Source organism: Micromonospora endolithica (assembly GCF_003626595.1).
Taxonomy (GTDB): Bacteria; Actinomycetota; Actinomycetes; order Mycobacteriales; family Micromonosporaceae; genus Micromonospora; species Micromonospora endolithica.
In genome coordinates, this window is record NZ_RBAK01000016.1 from 1 (window position 1) to 15,451 (window position 15,451).

Annotated in this window: 14 protein-coding genes; 12 read left to right on the forward strand and 2 right to left on the reverse strand. The window is 73.7% G+C overall.

The window, feature by feature from the left end; translation table 11 throughout:
* Window positions 1-540: 540 nt before the first annotated feature.
* Window positions 541-3,339, reverse strand: a complete 2,799-nt coding sequence (locus D7223_RS28110) for an ATP-binding protein (protein ID WP_238162263.1) — start codon at window positions 3,337-3,339, stop codon at window positions 541-543.
* Window positions 3,340-3,828: 489 nt separating this feature from the next.
* Here D7223_RS28110 and D7223_RS28115 point away from each other — a divergent pair, with 489 nt between their 5' ends.
* The 6 genes from D7223_RS28115 to D7223_RS28140 are packed head-to-tail and all read left to right on the forward strand — an operon-like array spanning window position 3,829 to window position 8,373.
* On the forward strand, window positions 3,829-4,131 hold the full coding sequence (locus tag D7223_RS28115) for an urease subunit gamma (RefSeq protein ID WP_120731876.1): 303 nt from the start codon (window positions 3,829-3,831) through the stop codon (window positions 4,129-4,131).
* The gene (locus D7223_RS28120; protein ID WP_120731878.1) at window positions 4,128-4,454 is read left to right on the forward strand and encodes an urease subunit beta; all 327 of its coding nucleotides are present in this window, start codon (window positions 4,128-4,130) and stop codon (window positions 4,452-4,454) included. The genes D7223_RS28115 and D7223_RS28120 overlap by 4 nt, the downstream gene beginning before the upstream one ends.
* Complete coding sequence (locus tag D7223_RS28125) at window positions 4,451-6,154, forward strand: urease subunit alpha (RefSeq protein WP_120731880.1); 1,704 nt, start codon at window positions 4,451-4,453, stop codon at window positions 6,152-6,154. Before D7223_RS28120 ends, D7223_RS28125 begins: the two co-directional genes overlap by 4 nt.
* Window positions 6,154-6,837, forward strand: a complete 684-nt coding sequence (locus D7223_RS28130; RefSeq protein ID WP_120731882.1) for an urease accessory protein UreF — start codon at window positions 6,154-6,156, stop codon at window positions 6,835-6,837. The genes D7223_RS28125 and D7223_RS28130 overlap by 1 nt, the downstream gene beginning before the upstream one ends.
* Window positions 6,827-7,585 carry an urease accessory protein UreG gene (gene ureG / locus D7223_RS28135; protein ID WP_280531493.1) on the forward strand — a complete coding sequence of 253 codons (759 nt, stop codon included), beginning with the start codon at window positions 6,827-6,829 and terminating at the stop codon, window positions 7,583-7,585. The genes D7223_RS28130 and ureG overlap by 11 nt, the downstream gene beginning before the upstream one ends.
* Window positions 7,585-8,373, forward strand: coding sequence for an urease accessory protein UreD (locus tag D7223_RS28140; protein WP_120731886.1), 789 nt, complete (start codon window positions 7,585-7,587; stop codon window positions 8,371-8,373). Before ureG ends, D7223_RS28140 begins: the two co-directional genes overlap by 1 nt.
* Before the next feature lie 84 nt (window positions 8,374-8,457).
* Here the strand turns inward: D7223_RS28140 and D7223_RS28145 are convergent, their stop codons facing one another.
* The gene (locus D7223_RS28145) at window positions 8,458-8,907 is read right to left on the reverse strand and encodes a MarR family winged helix-turn-helix transcriptional regulator (RefSeq protein WP_120731888.1); all 450 of its coding nucleotides are present in this window, start codon (window positions 8,905-8,907) and stop codon (window positions 8,458-8,460) included.
* A gap of 130 nt (window positions 8,908-9,037) precedes the next feature.
* Here D7223_RS28145 and D7223_RS28150 point away from each other — a divergent pair, with 130 nt between their 5' ends.
* The 6 genes from D7223_RS28150 to urtE all read left to right on the forward strand — a co-directional run bounded on the left by D7223_RS28150 (window position 9,038) and on the right by urtE (window position 15,435).
* The gene (locus D7223_RS28150) at window positions 9,038-10,165 is read left to right on the forward strand and encodes a substrate-binding domain-containing protein (protein ID WP_120731890.1); all 1,128 of its coding nucleotides are present in this window, start codon (window positions 9,038-9,040) and stop codon (window positions 10,163-10,165) included.
* Between the two features lie 445 nt (window positions 10,166-10,610).
* Entirely contained in the window at window positions 10,611-11,855 is a 1,245-nt protein-coding gene (gene urtA / locus D7223_RS28155; protein ID WP_120731891.1) for an urea ABC transporter substrate-binding protein, read from the forward strand.
* 61 nt (window positions 11,856-11,916) lie between these two features.
* On the forward strand, window positions 11,917-12,804 hold the full coding sequence (gene urtB / locus D7223_RS28160; protein ID WP_120731893.1) for an urea ABC transporter permease subunit UrtB: 888 nt from the start codon (window positions 11,917-11,919) through the stop codon (window positions 12,802-12,804).
* Window positions 12,801-13,973, forward strand: coding sequence for an urea ABC transporter permease subunit UrtC (gene urtC, locus D7223_RS28165; RefSeq protein WP_238162264.1), 1,173 nt, complete (start codon window positions 12,801-12,803; stop codon window positions 13,971-13,973). The genes urtB and urtC overlap by 4 nt, the downstream gene beginning before the upstream one ends.
* Window positions 13,970-14,743, forward strand: coding sequence for an urea ABC transporter ATP-binding protein UrtD (gene urtD / locus D7223_RS28170; RefSeq protein ID WP_120731895.1), 774 nt, complete (start codon window positions 13,970-13,972; stop codon window positions 14,741-14,743). Before urtC ends, urtD begins: the two co-directional genes overlap by 4 nt.
* The gene (gene urtE / locus D7223_RS28175) at window positions 14,743-15,435 is read left to right on the forward strand and encodes an urea ABC transporter ATP-binding subunit UrtE (protein ID WP_120731898.1); all 693 of its coding nucleotides are present in this window, start codon (window positions 14,743-14,745) and stop codon (window positions 15,433-15,435) included. Before urtD ends, urtE begins: the two co-directional genes overlap by 1 nt.
* Window positions 15,436-15,451: the final 16 nt, after the last annotated feature.

Here is a 15,451-nt window from a genome sequence, read left to right on the forward strand (position 1 = left end):
GCGGCCTTGCGGAACAGGGTGGTAGCCATGATGGGGGTGCTCCTTCACATCGGGGGTGCGCGACACACGCAAGAAGGGGGGTTCTGCGGTGGCATGCCGCGATGTTTCGGGGGATCCGGCCCGGCGGTGGTGGTGTCCTGCGCGGGTCCGGGGGATGTAACGACCGGGGCCGGGGGGTCATTCCCCGCCGGGGTTCCCGGGGCGGGCCCTGGTGCGTGGCCCGGGGGATGTAACCGTGCCGGCCGGCGGATCATTCCGGCCGGCCGGGGGTGGCGGGCTCGGACGGTGGCCGGTGGCGGGATCGTTCCCGCCGGGGTGGCGCGGTCTGCCATGTACAACGACCCGCCGGGGTCGGGGATTCCACCCCCGCGGTGGCCCCGGCCACCCGACACCCCACCCCGAAACCGGACACCCGGCCCGATCCGGCGCGACCGGAACCGGACACCGATGACGATCCGGGCAGGTACCCCGATCCGCGCGGAGTCGACCCCCAGTCGACCACGGTGGGCGGCAGCCGGCAGACCCCGTGGAGGTCGACGATCAGCCTCCCGCGCGCGCCACGTCCCCTTCGGACAACCGGCGTTCGATGGTGACGGTCGTGCCCTCGGCGGTGGAGACCATCCGCACGTCGCCGTAGGCGTTCATCAGCGTCGCGCCGCGGCCCCGGTCCATTGCCGGACGGCGGTCGCGCCAGGTCCCGAAGTCCCGCACCACGATCTGAACGGTGCCGTCGGCGACCCGCAACCGGACCCGTACCTCCGGCCGGGTCGGGCGCTGGGCGTGCTCCACCGCGTTGTTGACCGCCTCGGACGCGGCCACCAGCAGGTCCTGGACGACGTCCGGATCGAGGTCGATCGCCTCCAGCGCGGTGCGCACGTCCCGGCGCATCGCCGCCGCCGAGGTGGGCCGGGACGGGTACGCCCAGCCGGTGTCCAGCACGCCCGCGCGGGTGGCGAGGTCGGTGCGCGGCCGGGGATCGCTCACCTCCGGCTCGGGCGGTGCCGCGGTTGCCCGTACCGGCATGGGAGCGCCCGGCCCGGACGGCGGGGTGAGGTCCCCCGGCGGGCGGACCACGACGGTGGCCGGGGTCGTGGCGGCGGACCCGCCGGCGTCCGGTCGCCGGGTTCGGGCGCGCAGCAGCGCCGCCCGCACCCGGGCGATCAGCTCGGCGGCGGCGAAGGGCTTGACCACGTAGTCGTCGGCACCCAGTTCGAGGCCGGCGACGCTGGCGTCACCACCGGCGCGCGCGGAGAGCACCAGCACCGGCAGGGCCGCGGTGGACGGCGCGGCGCGCAGCCGGCGGACCAGCTCGAAGCCGTCGACGCCGGGCATCATCACGTCGGTGAGCAGCAGGTCCGGCGGGTCGCGCCGGACCGTGTCGAGGGCGGACCGGCCGTCACCGACCGTCTGCACCCGCCAGCCCTGATCGGCGAGCAGGCGGGCCAGGTAGGCGCGCATGTCGGCGTTGTCGTCGGCGACCAGGATCCGGGCCCCGTGGGTGGCGTCCATCGGCCCGGACGCGGGCGCCGGCACGGTCGTCGAGACCGGTTCGGTCAACCAGCCGGCCGCCTCCTGGACGGCCGCGCGGGTGGCCTCGCCCCGGGTCGGCGTGTCGGGTCCCGGTGGCGCGTCCCGGCCGGCCACCGCCCAGGGCAGCGCCACGGTGAACGTGCTGCCGACGCCGACCCGGCTCACCACCCGCACGTCGCCGCCCTCCAGGCGGGCCAGCTCGCGGACGAGGGCCAGGCCGATGCCGGTCCCCTCATAGCTGCGGGCCCGGGTGCCCGGTAGCCGGTGGAACCGCTGGAAGAGCCGGGGCAGGTCCTCGGCGGCGATACCGATGCCGGTGTCCGCGACGACCAGCCGGACCTCCTCGTCGTCGGCCTCGACGGTGACCCGGATCCGGCCGACGAACGTGTACTTCAGCGCGTTGGACAGCAGATTGGTGACGATGCGCTCCCAGTTGACCGGGTCGACGGCGACCGGGCGGGACAGCGGTGGGCAGTCCACCTCCAGGCGCAGCCCGGCCCGCTCCACGGCGGCCCGGAACACGCTGGCCAGCTCGCCGGTCAGCCCGGCCAGGTCGACCTCGCGGGCCTCGCTGCGGGCCCGCCCGGCCGCCAGGCTGGAGAAGGTGAGCAGGCTGTTGACCAGGGTCAGCAGCCGGGTGGCATTGTGCCACGCCGCGTCCACCCGGTCCCGCTGCACCGGCGGCAGCGGGTGTCCCGAGTCGGCGAGGGCGTCGGCGAGCGGGCCCAGCATCAGCGTCAGCGGGGTACGGAACTCGTGGCTGACGTTGGTGAAGAACGCGTTCTTGACCCGGTCGAGTTCGGCCAGCGCCTCGGCGCGACGCCGCTCGTCCTCGTAGGCCCGCGCGTTGCGGACCGCCACCGCCACCTGCTGCGTCAGCAGGTGGAAGAAGGACCGGTACGCCTCGTCCAACCCCCGGCTGGGACCGACCCCGGCGAGCAGCACGCCCAGCGGTTGGTCCGCCTCGGCCGACGGCAGCGGCAGCGCCAGCGCCCGACCGACCGGATCACCCCACGCCCCACCGGCGAGGTCGAGCCGGTCGGCCACATCGTCGATCTCGGTCATCACCCCCGCCGCGGCCTCCGGCAGACCCCAGGACCGACCCTCGCCCGCCGGTACGCGCTCCGGCAACCCGGCGGCCACCGCCGCGCCGCCGACGCACGCCGCCCGCCGCAGCAGGTCACCCTCGCGCAGGTAGATCGCGGCGAACGGGACGTCCAACGGGTACGCCTCGATGGCCTCGGCGAGCCGGCGGCAGGTGCCCGCCACGTCGAGTGTGCGCCCGTCCCCGCCGCCGGTCAGGTCCCGCAGCAGGCGCAGCCGACGCTCGCCGACCACCTGCTCGGTGACCTCACTGCACACGGTGAGCACCCCGACCGTGCGGCCGTCGTCGTCGCGGGCCGGGGCGTGCGAGACGCTGAAGTACGCCTCCTCCCGGTAACCGGCCCGCTCCAGCAGCAGCCGCAGCGCCGGCACCCAACTGGCCACCCCGGTCGTCATCGCCTCGTGGATCAACGGCGCCAGCACGTCCCAGCCCTCGGCCAGCGTCACCCGCACGTCGCCACCGAGCGCGGCGGGATGCTTGTCCCCGATCAGCGCCGAGTACGCGTCGTTGTAGAGCTGGGTGAACTCCTCGCCCCAGAGCAGCAGCATCGGGTAGCGGGAGGAGAGCACCATCCGGACCGCGGCGCGCAGGCTCTGCGACCAGCCGGCGACCGGCCCGACGGGCGACGCCGACCAGTCCAGGCGCGCCATCAGCCGCCCGGTGTCGCCGCCGCCGGCGAAGAGGTCACCGATACCTGCCGTCACGTCCGACCGATTCTCATCGTCGCCCCCCGTTCCGGGGCGAACGACCCCTGGCGCACCTGCCCACATCCTGACACCTGGGCCGGCGCGCGCCGTTGCCGGCACCCCGGCCGGTCTCTGTACCCGCCCCGGCCCGCCGGCACACCTGTCGGATGGGTCACCGGGGCGCGCCGGCCGTCTCCCGACGCGGGACGGCTGTTGCCCCCGCCGGAGACGATCCTCTACCGTGCTGTCAGCGGTGCAGCGGTGCGGTCCGCATCCGACGACCGCTGGGCGGCTCGCGTGCGGGCCGGGACGGTGGAAGTCCCGGATCGCCCCCACCGACGCCGGTCAGCGTCCCGCGTGACTTCCTGCTCGACTCCCGGGCATCGTGCTCGCCTCCCGCGGCACCTGCCCGCCTCCTTCGGCTCGGTGCCGCCCTGTCGGGCGGCGTACGGCCGGAGGTTCCCCGGGACGCCGAGCCGGGACACGCCGACCCCACCGGGAGCGACCGTGTACCTCACCCCCCACGAGCAGGACCGCCTGCTCGTCCACGTCGCGGCCGACGTCGCCCGTCGTCGCCGCGAGCGTGGCCTGCGCCTGAACCACCCCGAAGCGGTCGCGGTGCTCACCGCCTTCCTGCTGGAGGGAGCCCGCGACGGCCGGTCGGTCGTCGACCTGATGTCGACCGGCCGCACCGTCCTCGGCCGGGACGACGTCCAGGACGGCGTTGCCGAGATGCTGAGGGAGGTGCAGGTGGAGGCCACGTTCCCGGACGGCACCAAGCTGGTGACGGTGCACCACCCGATCCCGTGATCCCCGGGGAGATCCTGCCCGCCGCCGCGCCGGTGGAGATCAACGTGGGTCGGCCGGTCACCACCCTGCCGGTGGTCAACACCGGCGACCGGCCGGTGCAGGTCGGCTCGCACTACCACTTCGCCGAGGCCAACCCGGCGCTGGACTTCGACCGGGCCGCCGCCTGGGGCCAACGGCTGGCCGTACCGGCCGGGACCTCGGTGCGCTTCGAGCCCGGGGTCCGCCGGCAGGTCGAACTGGTGCCGCTCGGCGGCGCCAGGGTCGTACCCGGCCTCCGCGGCGAGTGCGGCGGTCCGCTCGACGAGCCGGCGGCCGGGCGGTGAGCGCGGTCGAGCGGTCCCGTTACGTCGACCTGTACGGCCCGACCACCGGCGACCGGATCCGGCTGGCCGACACGAACCTGCTCATCGAGGTGGAGGACGACCACTGCGTCGGCGGCGACGAGGTGGTCTTCGGTGGCGGCAAGGTGATCCGGGAGTCGATGGGCCAGTCCCGGGCCACCCGGGCGGAGGGCGCGCTGGACACCGTCATCACCGGCGCGGTGGTGCTGGACCACTGGGGCGTGGTGAAGGCCGACGTGGGTATCCGCGACGGCCGGATCGTGGCGCTCGGCCGGGCCGGCAACCCGGACACCATGCCCGGCGTGCACCCCGACCTGGTGATCGGTCCGGCGACCGAGGTGATCGGCGGCAACGGCCGGATCCTCACCGCCGGCGCGGTCGACACCCACGTGCACTTCATCTGCCCGCAGCTCGTCACCGAGGCGCTGGCCGGCGGCATCACCACGCTGGTCGGCGGCGGTACCGGCCCGGCCGAGGGCACCCGCGCCACCACGGTCACCCCGAACGCCTGGCACCTGGCCCGCATGCACGAGGCCCTGGACGCCTTCCCGGTCAACGTGCTGCTGCTCGGCAAGGGCAACACGGTCTCCACCGAGGCGCTGTGGGAGCAGTTGCGCGCCGGCGCCGGCGGTTTCAAGCTGCACGAGGACTGGGGGACCACCCCGGCGGCGATCGACGCCTGCCTGCGGGTGGCCGACGCCTCCGGAGTGCAGGTCTCCATCCACACCGACACCCTCAACGAGGCCGGTTTCGTCGCCGACACGCTGCGGGCGGTCAACGGCCGGGCGATCCACTCGTACCACACCGAGGGGGCGGGCGGCGGGCACGCGCCGGACATCATCACCGTCGCCGCCGAGCCGAACGTGCTGCCCTCGTCGACCAACCCCACCCGGCCCTACACCCGCAACACCCTGGCCGAGCACCTGGACATGCTGATGGTCTGCCACCACCTCAACCCGGCGGTGCCGGAGGACCTGGCGTTCGCGGAGAGCCGCATCCGGCCGTCGACCATGGCCGCCGAGGACCTGCTGCACGACCTCGGCGCGATCTCCATCATCGGGTCCGACTCGCAGGCGATGGGACGCATCGGCGAGGTCGTCCTGCGGACCTGGCAGAGCGCGCACGTGATGAAGGCCCGGGTGGGCGCCCTGCCCGGTGACGGGGCGGCGGACAACCACCGGGCCCGCCGGTACGTCGCGAAGTACACCATCTGCGCCGCGATGGCCAACGGACTCGACCACGAGATCGGGTCGGTGGAGCCGGGCAAGCTCGCCGACCTGGTGCTCTGGGAACCGGCGTTCTTCGGCGTACGCCCGCACCTGGTCATCAAGGGCGGGTTCATCGCCCACGCCCAGATGGGCGACGCCAACGCGTCCATCCCGACGCCGCAGCCGATGCTGCCCCGCCCGATGTTCGGCGCGTACGGCGGCGCGGCGGCGGCCACCAGCCTCGCGTTCGTCGCGCCCGCGGCGCTGGACGCCGGGCTGCGGCTGGACGTGCGGCGGCGGGTGGTGCCGGTCGCCGACGTACGCGGCCGGGGCAAGACCGACCTGCCGAACAACGGGGCGATGCCCCGGATCGAGGTGGATCCGGACACGTTCACCGTCCGGATCGACGGCGCGGTGGTCGAGCCGGACCCGGTTGCCGAACTGCCCATGGCCCAGCGGTACTTCCTCTTCTGATGCCGACGTCGAGCATGCTCCTGCTCCTCGCCGACGGACGGTTCCCGGCCGGGGCGCACGCCCACTCCGGCGGGCTGGAGGCCGCCGTCGCGGCGGGACGGGTCACCGACCTCGGCACGCTGGGCGAGTTCCTGCGCGGCCGGCTGGCCACCGCCGGGCTGGTCGGCGCGGCCTTCGCCGCCGCTGCCCACCGGGCCGTCCCGACCGCCGACCGGGCGGCCGAACTGGGCCGGCTGGACGCCGAACTGGACGCGCGTACCGCCGCACCGGCGCTGCGGACGGTGTCCCGCCGGCAGGGCCGGGCGTTGCTGCGGGCCGGGCGGGCGATCTGGCCGTACGCCCCGTTCGGTGACCTGCCCGGCGGTGCCGCGGGCCCGCACCAGCCGCTGGTGTTCGGGCTGCTCGCCGCCGCCGCCGGGCTGAGCAGGACCGAGACCGCGCTGGCCGCCGCCCACGGCACGGTGACCGGCGCGGCCAGCGCCGGGGTCCGGCTGCTCGGCCTCGACCCGTACCACGTCCAGGCGTTGCTGATCGCCCTCGCCGGCGCCTGCGACACCACCGCCGCCGACGCCGCGCGGGCCGCCGACGGCCCGCCGGAGGAGCTGCCGGCCGCCGCCGCGCCGCTCGCCGACATCCATGCCGAAGCACACGTCACCTGGGAGGTGCGTCTCTTTGCGTCCTGAGACCGCGCACGACGAGTCCGTTCCGCACACCCACCCCGAGCCCGGGGTCGACCCGCACGCCCCGCTGCCGCCGGCCGCACGGGCGCTGCGGGTCGGCATCGGCGGTCCGGTCGGATCCGGCAAGACCGCCCTGGTCGCCGCGCTCTGCCGGGCGTTCGCCGATGAACTCCGGCTGGGCGTGGTGACCAACGACATCTACACCACCGAGGACGCCGACTTCCTGCGCCGGGCCGGGGTGCTCGACCCCGCCCGGATCCGCGCGGTGGAGACCGGCTGCTGCCCGCACACCGCGATCCGCGACGACATCGGCGCGAACCTCGACGCGGTCGACGACCTCGCCGACACCGTCGGCCCGCTGGACCTGGTGCTGGTGGAGAGCGGCGGGGACAACCTGACCGCCACCTTCAGCCGAGGGCTGGTGGACCGGCAGATCTTCGTCGTCGACGTGGCCGGCGGGGACAAGGTGCCACGCAAGGGCGGCCCGGGGGTGACCGCCGCCGACCTGCTTGTCGTCAACAAGACCGACCTCGCTCCGATGGTCGGCGCCGACCTGTCGGTGATGGACCGGGACGCCCGCGCCCGGCGGGGCGACCTGCCCACGGTCTTCCTCTCGATCACCCAGGATCCGCTGGCCCACCGGGTGGCCGAGTGGATCCGCCACGAGCTGGCGCACCACCGCACCGCCGTCGCAGCCGCCCCGCCCGCCGCTCTGCCGCCGTCGGTCGCGGTGCCCACCGGGTCGGCCTGATGCGCGCCGCCGCCCGGCTGGTCGCCCGGACCGACGGTCGCGGTCGTACCGTCCTGGCCGAGCTACGCGGGGAACCACCGCTGCTGCTGCGCCAGGTGCCCGGCCGGGATGGCGGCGTCACGGTGTACGTCGTCGGCGGTGCCGCCGGACCGCTCGCCGGTGACGACCTGCGTCTCGACGTCGAGGTGGGACGCGGCGCGGTGGTCCGGGTGCACACCGTGGCCGCCTCGGTGGCGCTGCCCGGCCGGCCCGGGGCGGTGTCCCGGATGCGGGTCCGGGCCAGCGTGGCGGAGGGCGCCAGCCTGCACTGGCTGCCCGAGCAGCTGGTCGCGGCGACCGGCTGCGCACATCTCGCGGACTCCCGGGTGATGGTGGCCGACGGGGGGACGCTGCTCTGGCGGGACGAGCTGATCTGCGGCCGGTACGGCGAGCAGCCCGGCGACGTCGTCGTCCGGACCACCGTCGACCACGCCGGCCGCCCCCTGCTGCGGCAGTCCCTCGCGGTCGGTCCGGACGTACCCGGCTGGTCCGGACCGGCGGTGCTCGGCGGGGCGCCCGCCACCGGTTCCCTGCTGCTCCTGGATCCGGCCCGACCCGCCGCGCCCCCCGAGGTGGACCTGGGCGGGCCGGTTGCCGGCACGGCGTCGCGGGAGCGGCCAGGGGCGGTGGCCCGTCTGCCCCTGGCCGGCGACGCGGCCACCCTCTGGACCGCCACCGCCCCCGACGCAGACACACTGCGGCAACACCTGACACCCCGGCTGCCCGGTCCCGTGCCGGCCCCCACCTAGCGGCCCGCTCCGCGCCCCGCCCCGGCGCCGGTCGCCGGCGACCGCCACCCGCGGTCGGCGCGGGGGAGGAGGGAAGGGGACCGGTCAGGCGGGGGTCGGGGTGGGGCGGCGGTTCGGCTCCAGACGGCCGATCAGGTCGCCGAGCAGACGGGTCAGGTCGGCGTCGGCTCCGGTGGTCAGCTCGGCCAGGGCAGCGCCAACCAGGGCGTCGACCCGTTCGTGCTCGCGCCGCCCACGCGCGGTCAGGTACGCCCGGATGCGGCGACGGTCCACCGGGTCGACCCGGCGGAACACCAGGTTCCGGTCGACGAGATGGTCGACCAGCTTGGTCAGGGTGCCCGGGGGCAGCGACGCCTCGGCGGCCACCTCGCTCATCGGGTGTCCCCGGCCGTCGGCGAGCAGGCAGAGCACCCGCCACGCCTCGATGCTGAGCGACTCGACGGTCAGCACCGCGCCGGTCCGGCGCGCGAGCAGGCGCTCGGCGCGGGTGAGCAGGTGGAGCAGGTCGGCTGCGGAGCCGGGAAGGTCGGACATGGCACTCCCGCCTGGCGGTGGCCTCCGGGGGCTTCGACGACGGGGAAGGAGACCCCCGGCCATCGTACCGAGCCGTCCCGGTGGGTGGGGAGGGCTGGTCATCGCATCCGGGCGCGGTCACCATGTGTGCATGTCCGCGCCGGCTCCGGGGTCCGGGCGCCCGCAGGCGGGGGAGACCGTCGCCACCGGGGCGTCCTGGCTGACCGTCGACCGGGGTGTGGTCAGCGTCGCCCTGGTCTATCCGATGCGGGGCCCCGCCGGCATGTTCGGCCCGAGCTGCGAACTGTGCGCGCAGTTGGCGGCGGAGGAGGTCAACCGCCGGGGTGGGGTGCTGGGCCGGGAACTACGGCTGGTGCCGGTGGACGGTGGCGCACCGCCGCAGGCGGTGGCGGCCGAGGTCGAGGCGCTGGTGTCGGTGGGCGCGGTGCAGGGGGTGACCGGCTGGCACATCTCCTCGGTACGGCAGGCGGTGGCGCCCCGGATCGCCGACCGGGTGCCCTACGTCTACACCGCGCTGTACGAGGGTGGGGAGCGTACCGAGGGCGTGTTCCTCACCAGCGAGACACCGCAGGACCAGTTGTGGCCGGCGATGCGTGTGCTCGCCGGGGACCTCGGGGCGCGGCGGTGGTTCGTGGTGGGCAACGACTACGTCTGGCCACGACGGACCACCCGGGCGGCGTACCGGTACGCGGTGCACAGCGGCGGACGGGTGGTCGGGCACCGGTTCCTGCCGCTGGAGACCCACGACTTCGCCGAGGTGCTGCGCCGGATCGAGCGCAGCGGGGCGGACGCGGTGCTGATGCTGCTGGTGGGGGCGGACGCGGTCCGGTTCAACCGGGCCTTCGCCCGAGCCGGACTGGACCAGCGCTGCCTGCGCCTGAGCACGCTGATGGACGAGAACATGCTGCTGGCCAGCGGCCCGTCGGCGACCCGGCGGCTTTACAGCACCGCGGGATTCTTCGCCGGCCTGGTCACCCAGGAGAACCTGGACTTCCACCGGGCGTTCGCCCGCCGGTTCGGGGTGGAGGCGCCCCCGTTGGGCAGCCTGGGCGAGTCCTGCTACGAGGGCGTCATGCTGCTCGCCGCGCTGATCGCGAAGGCCGGCACGCTGGACGTACGGGCGGTGGAGGCGTCCGCGGACGTGGTGTCGTACGACGGGCCGCGAGGTGAGCTGCGGTTGCGTCGCCGGCACGTCCGGCAGCGCATCTATCTCGCCGAGGCCGACGGGTTGGACTTCCGGGTTCTCGCGCAGCTGTGAGCGAGGCCCGGCCGACGTGCCCGGGACCGGGCCTTGACAGGCCGGCCCGGCGCGCGCCTAAGATGCTTCCTGCGTGAAGTATCCGGGTGCCGCCCGGACACCGCTGATTCCACGGCGACCTGCCGGCGATTCCGTGACGCCCGTCGGGAATTGACCCGAGCAGCGGCCGACATTCGCATGCCGACGTCCATTGTGCCGATTTTCTCTCGGCCGGACGTCGGCATTTCTCGTGGGCCACGACAAGCCACGCCGGCTCGGTGGAAACAGTCTATTGAGGATCGGGAAACATCCGCGCAACGAAGCGGATCGAAGCTTTCCCTGCCCGACAGATAAATCGACGCCCGGACGGTGTCCACCCACCTGTCCGGTGCGCCGCGTAACGATCCACCGGACCGCACCGCACATCCGTCGACACACACCTCCACGCGCGAAGCAGGGAGAATTGATGACATTGTTCCGGGGCCGCCGCATCCTGGCGGGTGCCATGACCCTGGTCGCCGCGGTCGCGTTGACCGCGTGCGGCAGCAAGACCAGCGACACCGACACCGCCGCCGGTGTCAGCGCCGACACCTCCGGCGACACCGTCAAGGTGGGCCTGCTCAACTCGCTCTCCGGCACCATGGCGATCAGCGAGGTCACCGTCCGGGACGCGATCATGCTCGCCGTCGAGGAGATCAACGCCGTCGGCGGCGTACTCGGCAAGAAGGTCGAGCCGGTCGGCGAGGACGGTGCCTCGGACTGGCCCACCTTCGCCGAGAAGGCGGAGAAACTGATCAGCCAGGACCGGGTCGCCGCCGTTTTCGGCTGCTGGACCTCGGCCAGCCGCAAGGCGGTCAAGCCGGTCTTCGAGAAGAACAAGGCGCTGCTGTTCTATCCGGTGCAGTACGAGGGACTGGAACAGTCCCCCTACATCTTCTACACCGGCGCGACCACCAACCAGCAGATCGTTCCCGGCCTGGACTACCTCAAGGCGCAGGGCAAGAAGTCGGTCTACCTGGTGGGCAGTGACTACGTCTTCCCGCGGACCGCCAACAAAATCATCAAGGCGTACGCGGCGGCGAACGGGATGACGGTGCTCGGCGAGGACTACGCACCGCTGGGCTCCACCGAATTCGGCACGATCGTCAACAAGGTGAAGTCATCGAAGGTCGACGCGGTCTTCAACACCCTCAACGGCGACAGCAACGTCGCGTTCTTCAAGGAGTACACCTCCGCGGGTCTCACCGCGGCCAGCATGCCGGTGGTGTCGGTGTCGATCGCCGAGGAGGAGGTCAAGGGCATCGGCACGCAGTACCTCGCCGACCAGTTGACCGCCTGGAACTACTACCAGACCACGCCGGGCGCGGCGAACGAGAAGTTCGTCGCCGCGTACAAGGCCAAGTTCGGCCCGGACAAGCCGACCAGCGACCCGATGGAGGCCGCGTACGTCTCGGTGCACCTGTGGAAGGCGATGGTGGAGAAGGCCGGCACGTTCGAGGTGGAGAAGGTCCGGGCGGCCGCCGACGGGATCACCTTCGAGGCCCCGGAGGGCCTGGTCACCGTCGACGGGACGACCCAGCACATCGCCAAGACCGCCCGCATCGGCAAGGTCGGCGCGGACGGGTTGATCACCGAGGTCTGGAACTCCGGCCAGCCGATCAAGCCCGACCCGTACCTCAAGAGCTACCCCTGGGCGACCGGCCTGAGCTGACCGAACCGGCCCGGGCGGCGCCGCGCCGCCCGGGCCACCACACCTCCTCGGAGTGCGCACCGTGACAGTCCTCTTCGGTCAACTCTTCACCGGCGTCAGCATCGGGGCGGTCCTGCTGCTCATCGCGCTCGGCCTGGCGCTGACCTTCGGCCAGATGAACGTCATCAACATGGCGCACGGCGAGTTCATCATGGCCGGCGCCTACACCACGTACGTGCTGCAACAGACCATCACCGGCGCGGGCGTGTCCCTGCTGGTGGCGTTGCCGGTCGCCTTCCTGGTCGCGGGCACCATGGGGGTGCTGCTGGAGGCGCTGCTCATCCGCCGCCTCTACGCCCGGCCGCTGGACACCCTGCTGGTCACCTGGGGTGTGTCGCTGATGCTCCAGCAACTGGCCCGGGACGTCTTCGGCAGCCCGAACGTGCAGACCCGGGCGCCGGAGCTGCTCACCGGCAACATCGGCCTGCCCGGCGGGCTCACCGTCGCCAACAACCGCCTGTTCATCCTGGCCCTGGCCCTGGCCGCCGTGGCGGCGCTGACCCTGGCCCTGCGCCTCACCCCGCTCGGCCGCCGGATCCGCGCCGTCGTGCAGAACCGGGACCTCGCCGCGGTCTCCGGCATCGCCACCTCCCGGGTGGACCGCACCACGTTCTTCGTCGGCTCCGGCCTGGCCGGCGTCGCCGGGGTCGCCCTCACCCTGCTCGGCCCGATCGGCCCCACCATGGGCACCAACCTGATCATCGACGCCTTCCTGGTCGTCGTGGTCGGCGGGATCGGGCAGCTCAAGGGCAGCGTCATCGTCGCGTTCGCCCTCGGCGTGCTCCAGGCCACCGGCGAATACCTCACCACCCTCAGCGTCGCCAAGGTGATGGTCTTCGTGGCCATCGTCGCGTTCCTGCAGTGGCGACCCCAGGGACTGTTCACCCTGCGTACCAGGAGCCTGGCATGACCGCCGTCGTCGGACCGCCCACCGTGACCACCGTCGGCCCCGTCCCGGCCGGGGGTCCGCCGCCGGGCCGTCGCCGGCGCGCCCTGCGGCTGCGCGCGGCGGCCGGCTTCGCGTGCGGCGCGGCGTTGCTGTTCGCCGTCGCCCCGCTGGTGCTGTCGGACTTCCGGCTGTCCCTGCTGGCCAAGTACCTGTGCCTGGCCATGGTGGCGGTCGGCGTCGGCATCGCCTGGGGCCGCGGCGGGATGCTCACCCTGGGTCAGGGCGTGTTCTTCGGCCTCGGTGGCTACGCGATGGCCATGCACCTCAAGCTGGCCGACGCGGGCCCCGGTGCGATGCCCGACTTCATGCAGCTGTACGGGCAGCTCGACGAGCTGCCGGTGTGGTGGCGGCCGTTCGCCAGCCCCTGGTTCGCGCTGCCGGCGACCGTGCTGCTGCCGATGGCGGTCGCGTTCGGTCTCGGCTCGCTGGTCTTCCGCCGCCGGGTGCGCGGGGCGTACTTCGCGATCCTCAGCCAGGCCCTCGCCGCCGCCATGGTGATCCTCCTGGTCGGCCAGCAGGGCACCACCGGCGGCACCAACGGCCTGACCGACATCCAGGGCTTCTTCGGCTACGACCTGGACGACCCGGTGAACCAGCGGATGGTCTACTTCGTCATCGCCGCGTGCCTGCTCGGGCTGCTGGTGCTGGCCCGTCAGCTCATTCAGAGCCGCTACGGGGAGCTGCTGGTGGCGGTGCGCGACGGCGAGGAGCGGGTGCGTTTCCTCGGCTACGACCCGGCGTCGGTCAAGCTCGTCGCGTACGTGGTGGCCGCCGGCATGGCCGGCCTGGCCGGCGCGCTGTTCGTCCCGGCGGTCGGCATCATCTCACCGGCGCTGATCGGGATCGTGCCGTCCATCGAGTTCGTCATCGGTGTCGCCGTCGGTGGCCGGGCCACCCTGCTCGGCCCGGTGCTCGGGGCGGTCGCGGTGGCGTGGGCGCGTACCGCCCTGTCGGAACGGTTCCCGGGCACCTGGACGTACCTCCAGGGTCTGCTGTTCGTGTTGGTCGTGGCGTTCCTGCCGGGTGGCCTGGCGTCGCTGGTGGCGCTCGCCCGGCGGCGCGGCGACGACGGCCCGCCCGGACGTTTCACGTTGTGGCGCAAGCGTTCCCGGACGGAGACGGTGGCATGAGCGGGCCGGACGGGTTGGCGATCCGCGACCTGCGGGTCAGCTTCGACGGGTTCACCGCGGTCGACGGGGTCAGCCTCGACGTGCCGCCGGGCGACATCCGCTTCCTGATCGGCCCCAACGGGGCCGGCAAGACCACGCTGGTCGACGCGGTGACCGGCCTGGTCCGGGCCACCGGCTCGGTCCGCTTCGGCGAGCACGAGCTGCTCGGCCGGGCGGTCCACCGGATCAGCCGCCTCGGCGTCGGCCGGACGTTCCAGACCTCCACGGTCTTCGAGGAGCTGACCGTGTTGCAGAACCTCGACATCGCCGCCGGTGCCCGCCGGAGCTGGGCGACGCTGGTCCGGCGCCGGCACGGCGTTCCCGACGAGGTGGCGGCGGCGCTGGACACGATCGGGCTGGCCGGGCACGTCGACCAGCTCGCCGGCACCCTCGCACACGGCCAGAAGCAGTGGCTGGAGATCGGCATGCTGCTGGTCCAGGACGCCAGGCTGCTGCTGCTCGACGAGCCGGTGGCCGGGATGAGCCACGAGGAGCGGGACGCCACCGGCACGCTGCTGGAAAAGGTGAGCCGCGACCGCACGGTGGTGGTGATCGAACACGACATGGACTTCCTGCGCCGCTTCGCGCGTACCGTCACCGTGCTGCACGCCGGGAAGGTGCTCAGCGAGGGCACCGTGGCGCAGGTGCAGGCCGACCCGAGGGTGCAGGAGGTCTACCTCGGCCACCCGGTCGACGCCGCCGGGACCGCCCCGGCCGGAACGGAGGCGTGATGCTGGTGCTGCGGGACGTCCACGCCGGGTACGGGCGCAGCCGGGTGCTGCACGGGGTGGACCTGGCGGTGCCCACCGACGGGGTGGTCGCCGTGCTCGGTCACAACGGCGCCGGCAAGAGCACCCTGTTACGGGTCGCCGCCGGCCTGCTGCGGCCGAACGCGGGCAGCGTCGAGCTCGACGGCGAGGACGTCACCCGGCTCGCCCCGCACCAGCGGGTCGCCCGGGGCCTGGCGTACGTGCCGCAGGGGCAGCAGTGCTTCCCCCACCTCACCGCGGGGGAGAACCTGCGGCTGGTGGCCGACGGGCGGCGCGACGGCGCGGTGGCGACCGCCGAGGTGCTGGATCTGTTCCCCGCGTTGCGTCCGCTGCTGCGGCGTCGGGCGGGTCTGCTCTCCGGCGGCCAGCGCCAGCAGCTCGCGCTCGCCCGGGCGTTGATCACCCGGCCGCGGCTGTTGATGCTGGACGAGCCGACCGAGGGCATCCAGCCGTCGGTGGTCACCGAGATCCAGGACCGGATCGTGGCGTTGACCCGGCAGAGCGGCATCAGCGTGCTGCTGGTGGAGCAGCACCTCGGCTTCGCGCTGCGGGTCGCCGGCCGCTACCACGTCCTGGAGTCCGGTCGGGTCACCTCCACCGGCGACGGCGGGGCCGGGGCCGAGGCGGACGTGCGGGCCGCGCTCGCCGTGTGACCGCACGCGGGCGTCT

Excerpts from the sequence above, each read along its gene's own strand:
- D7223_RS28150 (WP_120731890.1), top strand. The coding sequence starts at position 9,038 with ATGTCCGCGCCGGCTCCGGGGTCCGGGCGCCCGCAGGCGGGGGAGACC.
- urtC (WP_238162264.1), top strand. The coding sequence starts at position 12,801 with ATGACCGCCGTCGTCGGACCGCCCACCGTGACCACCGTCGGCCCCGTC.
- urtA (WP_120731891.1), top strand. The coding sequence starts at position 10,611 with ATGACATTGTTCCGGGGCCGCCGCATCCTGGCGGGTGCCATGACCCTG.
- urtE (WP_120731898.1), top strand. The coding sequence starts at position 14,743 with ATGCTGGTGCTGCGGGACGTCCACGCCGGGTACGGGCGCAGCCGGGTG.
- urtD (WP_120731895.1), top strand. The coding sequence starts at position 13,970 with ATGAGCGGGCCGGACGGGTTGGCGATCCGCGACCTGCGGGTCAGCTTC.
- D7223_RS28130 (WP_120731882.1), top strand. The coding sequence starts at position 6,154 with ATGCCGACGTCGAGCATGCTCCTGCTCCTCGCCGACGGACGGTTCCCG.
- D7223_RS28145 (WP_120731888.1), bottom strand. The coding sequence starts at position 8,907 with ATGTCCGACCTTCCCGGCTCCGCAGCCGACCTGCTCCACCTGCTCACC.
- D7223_RS28140 (WP_120731886.1), top strand. The coding sequence starts at position 7,585 with ATGCGCGCCGCCGCCCGGCTGGTCGCCCGGACCGACGGTCGCGGTCGT.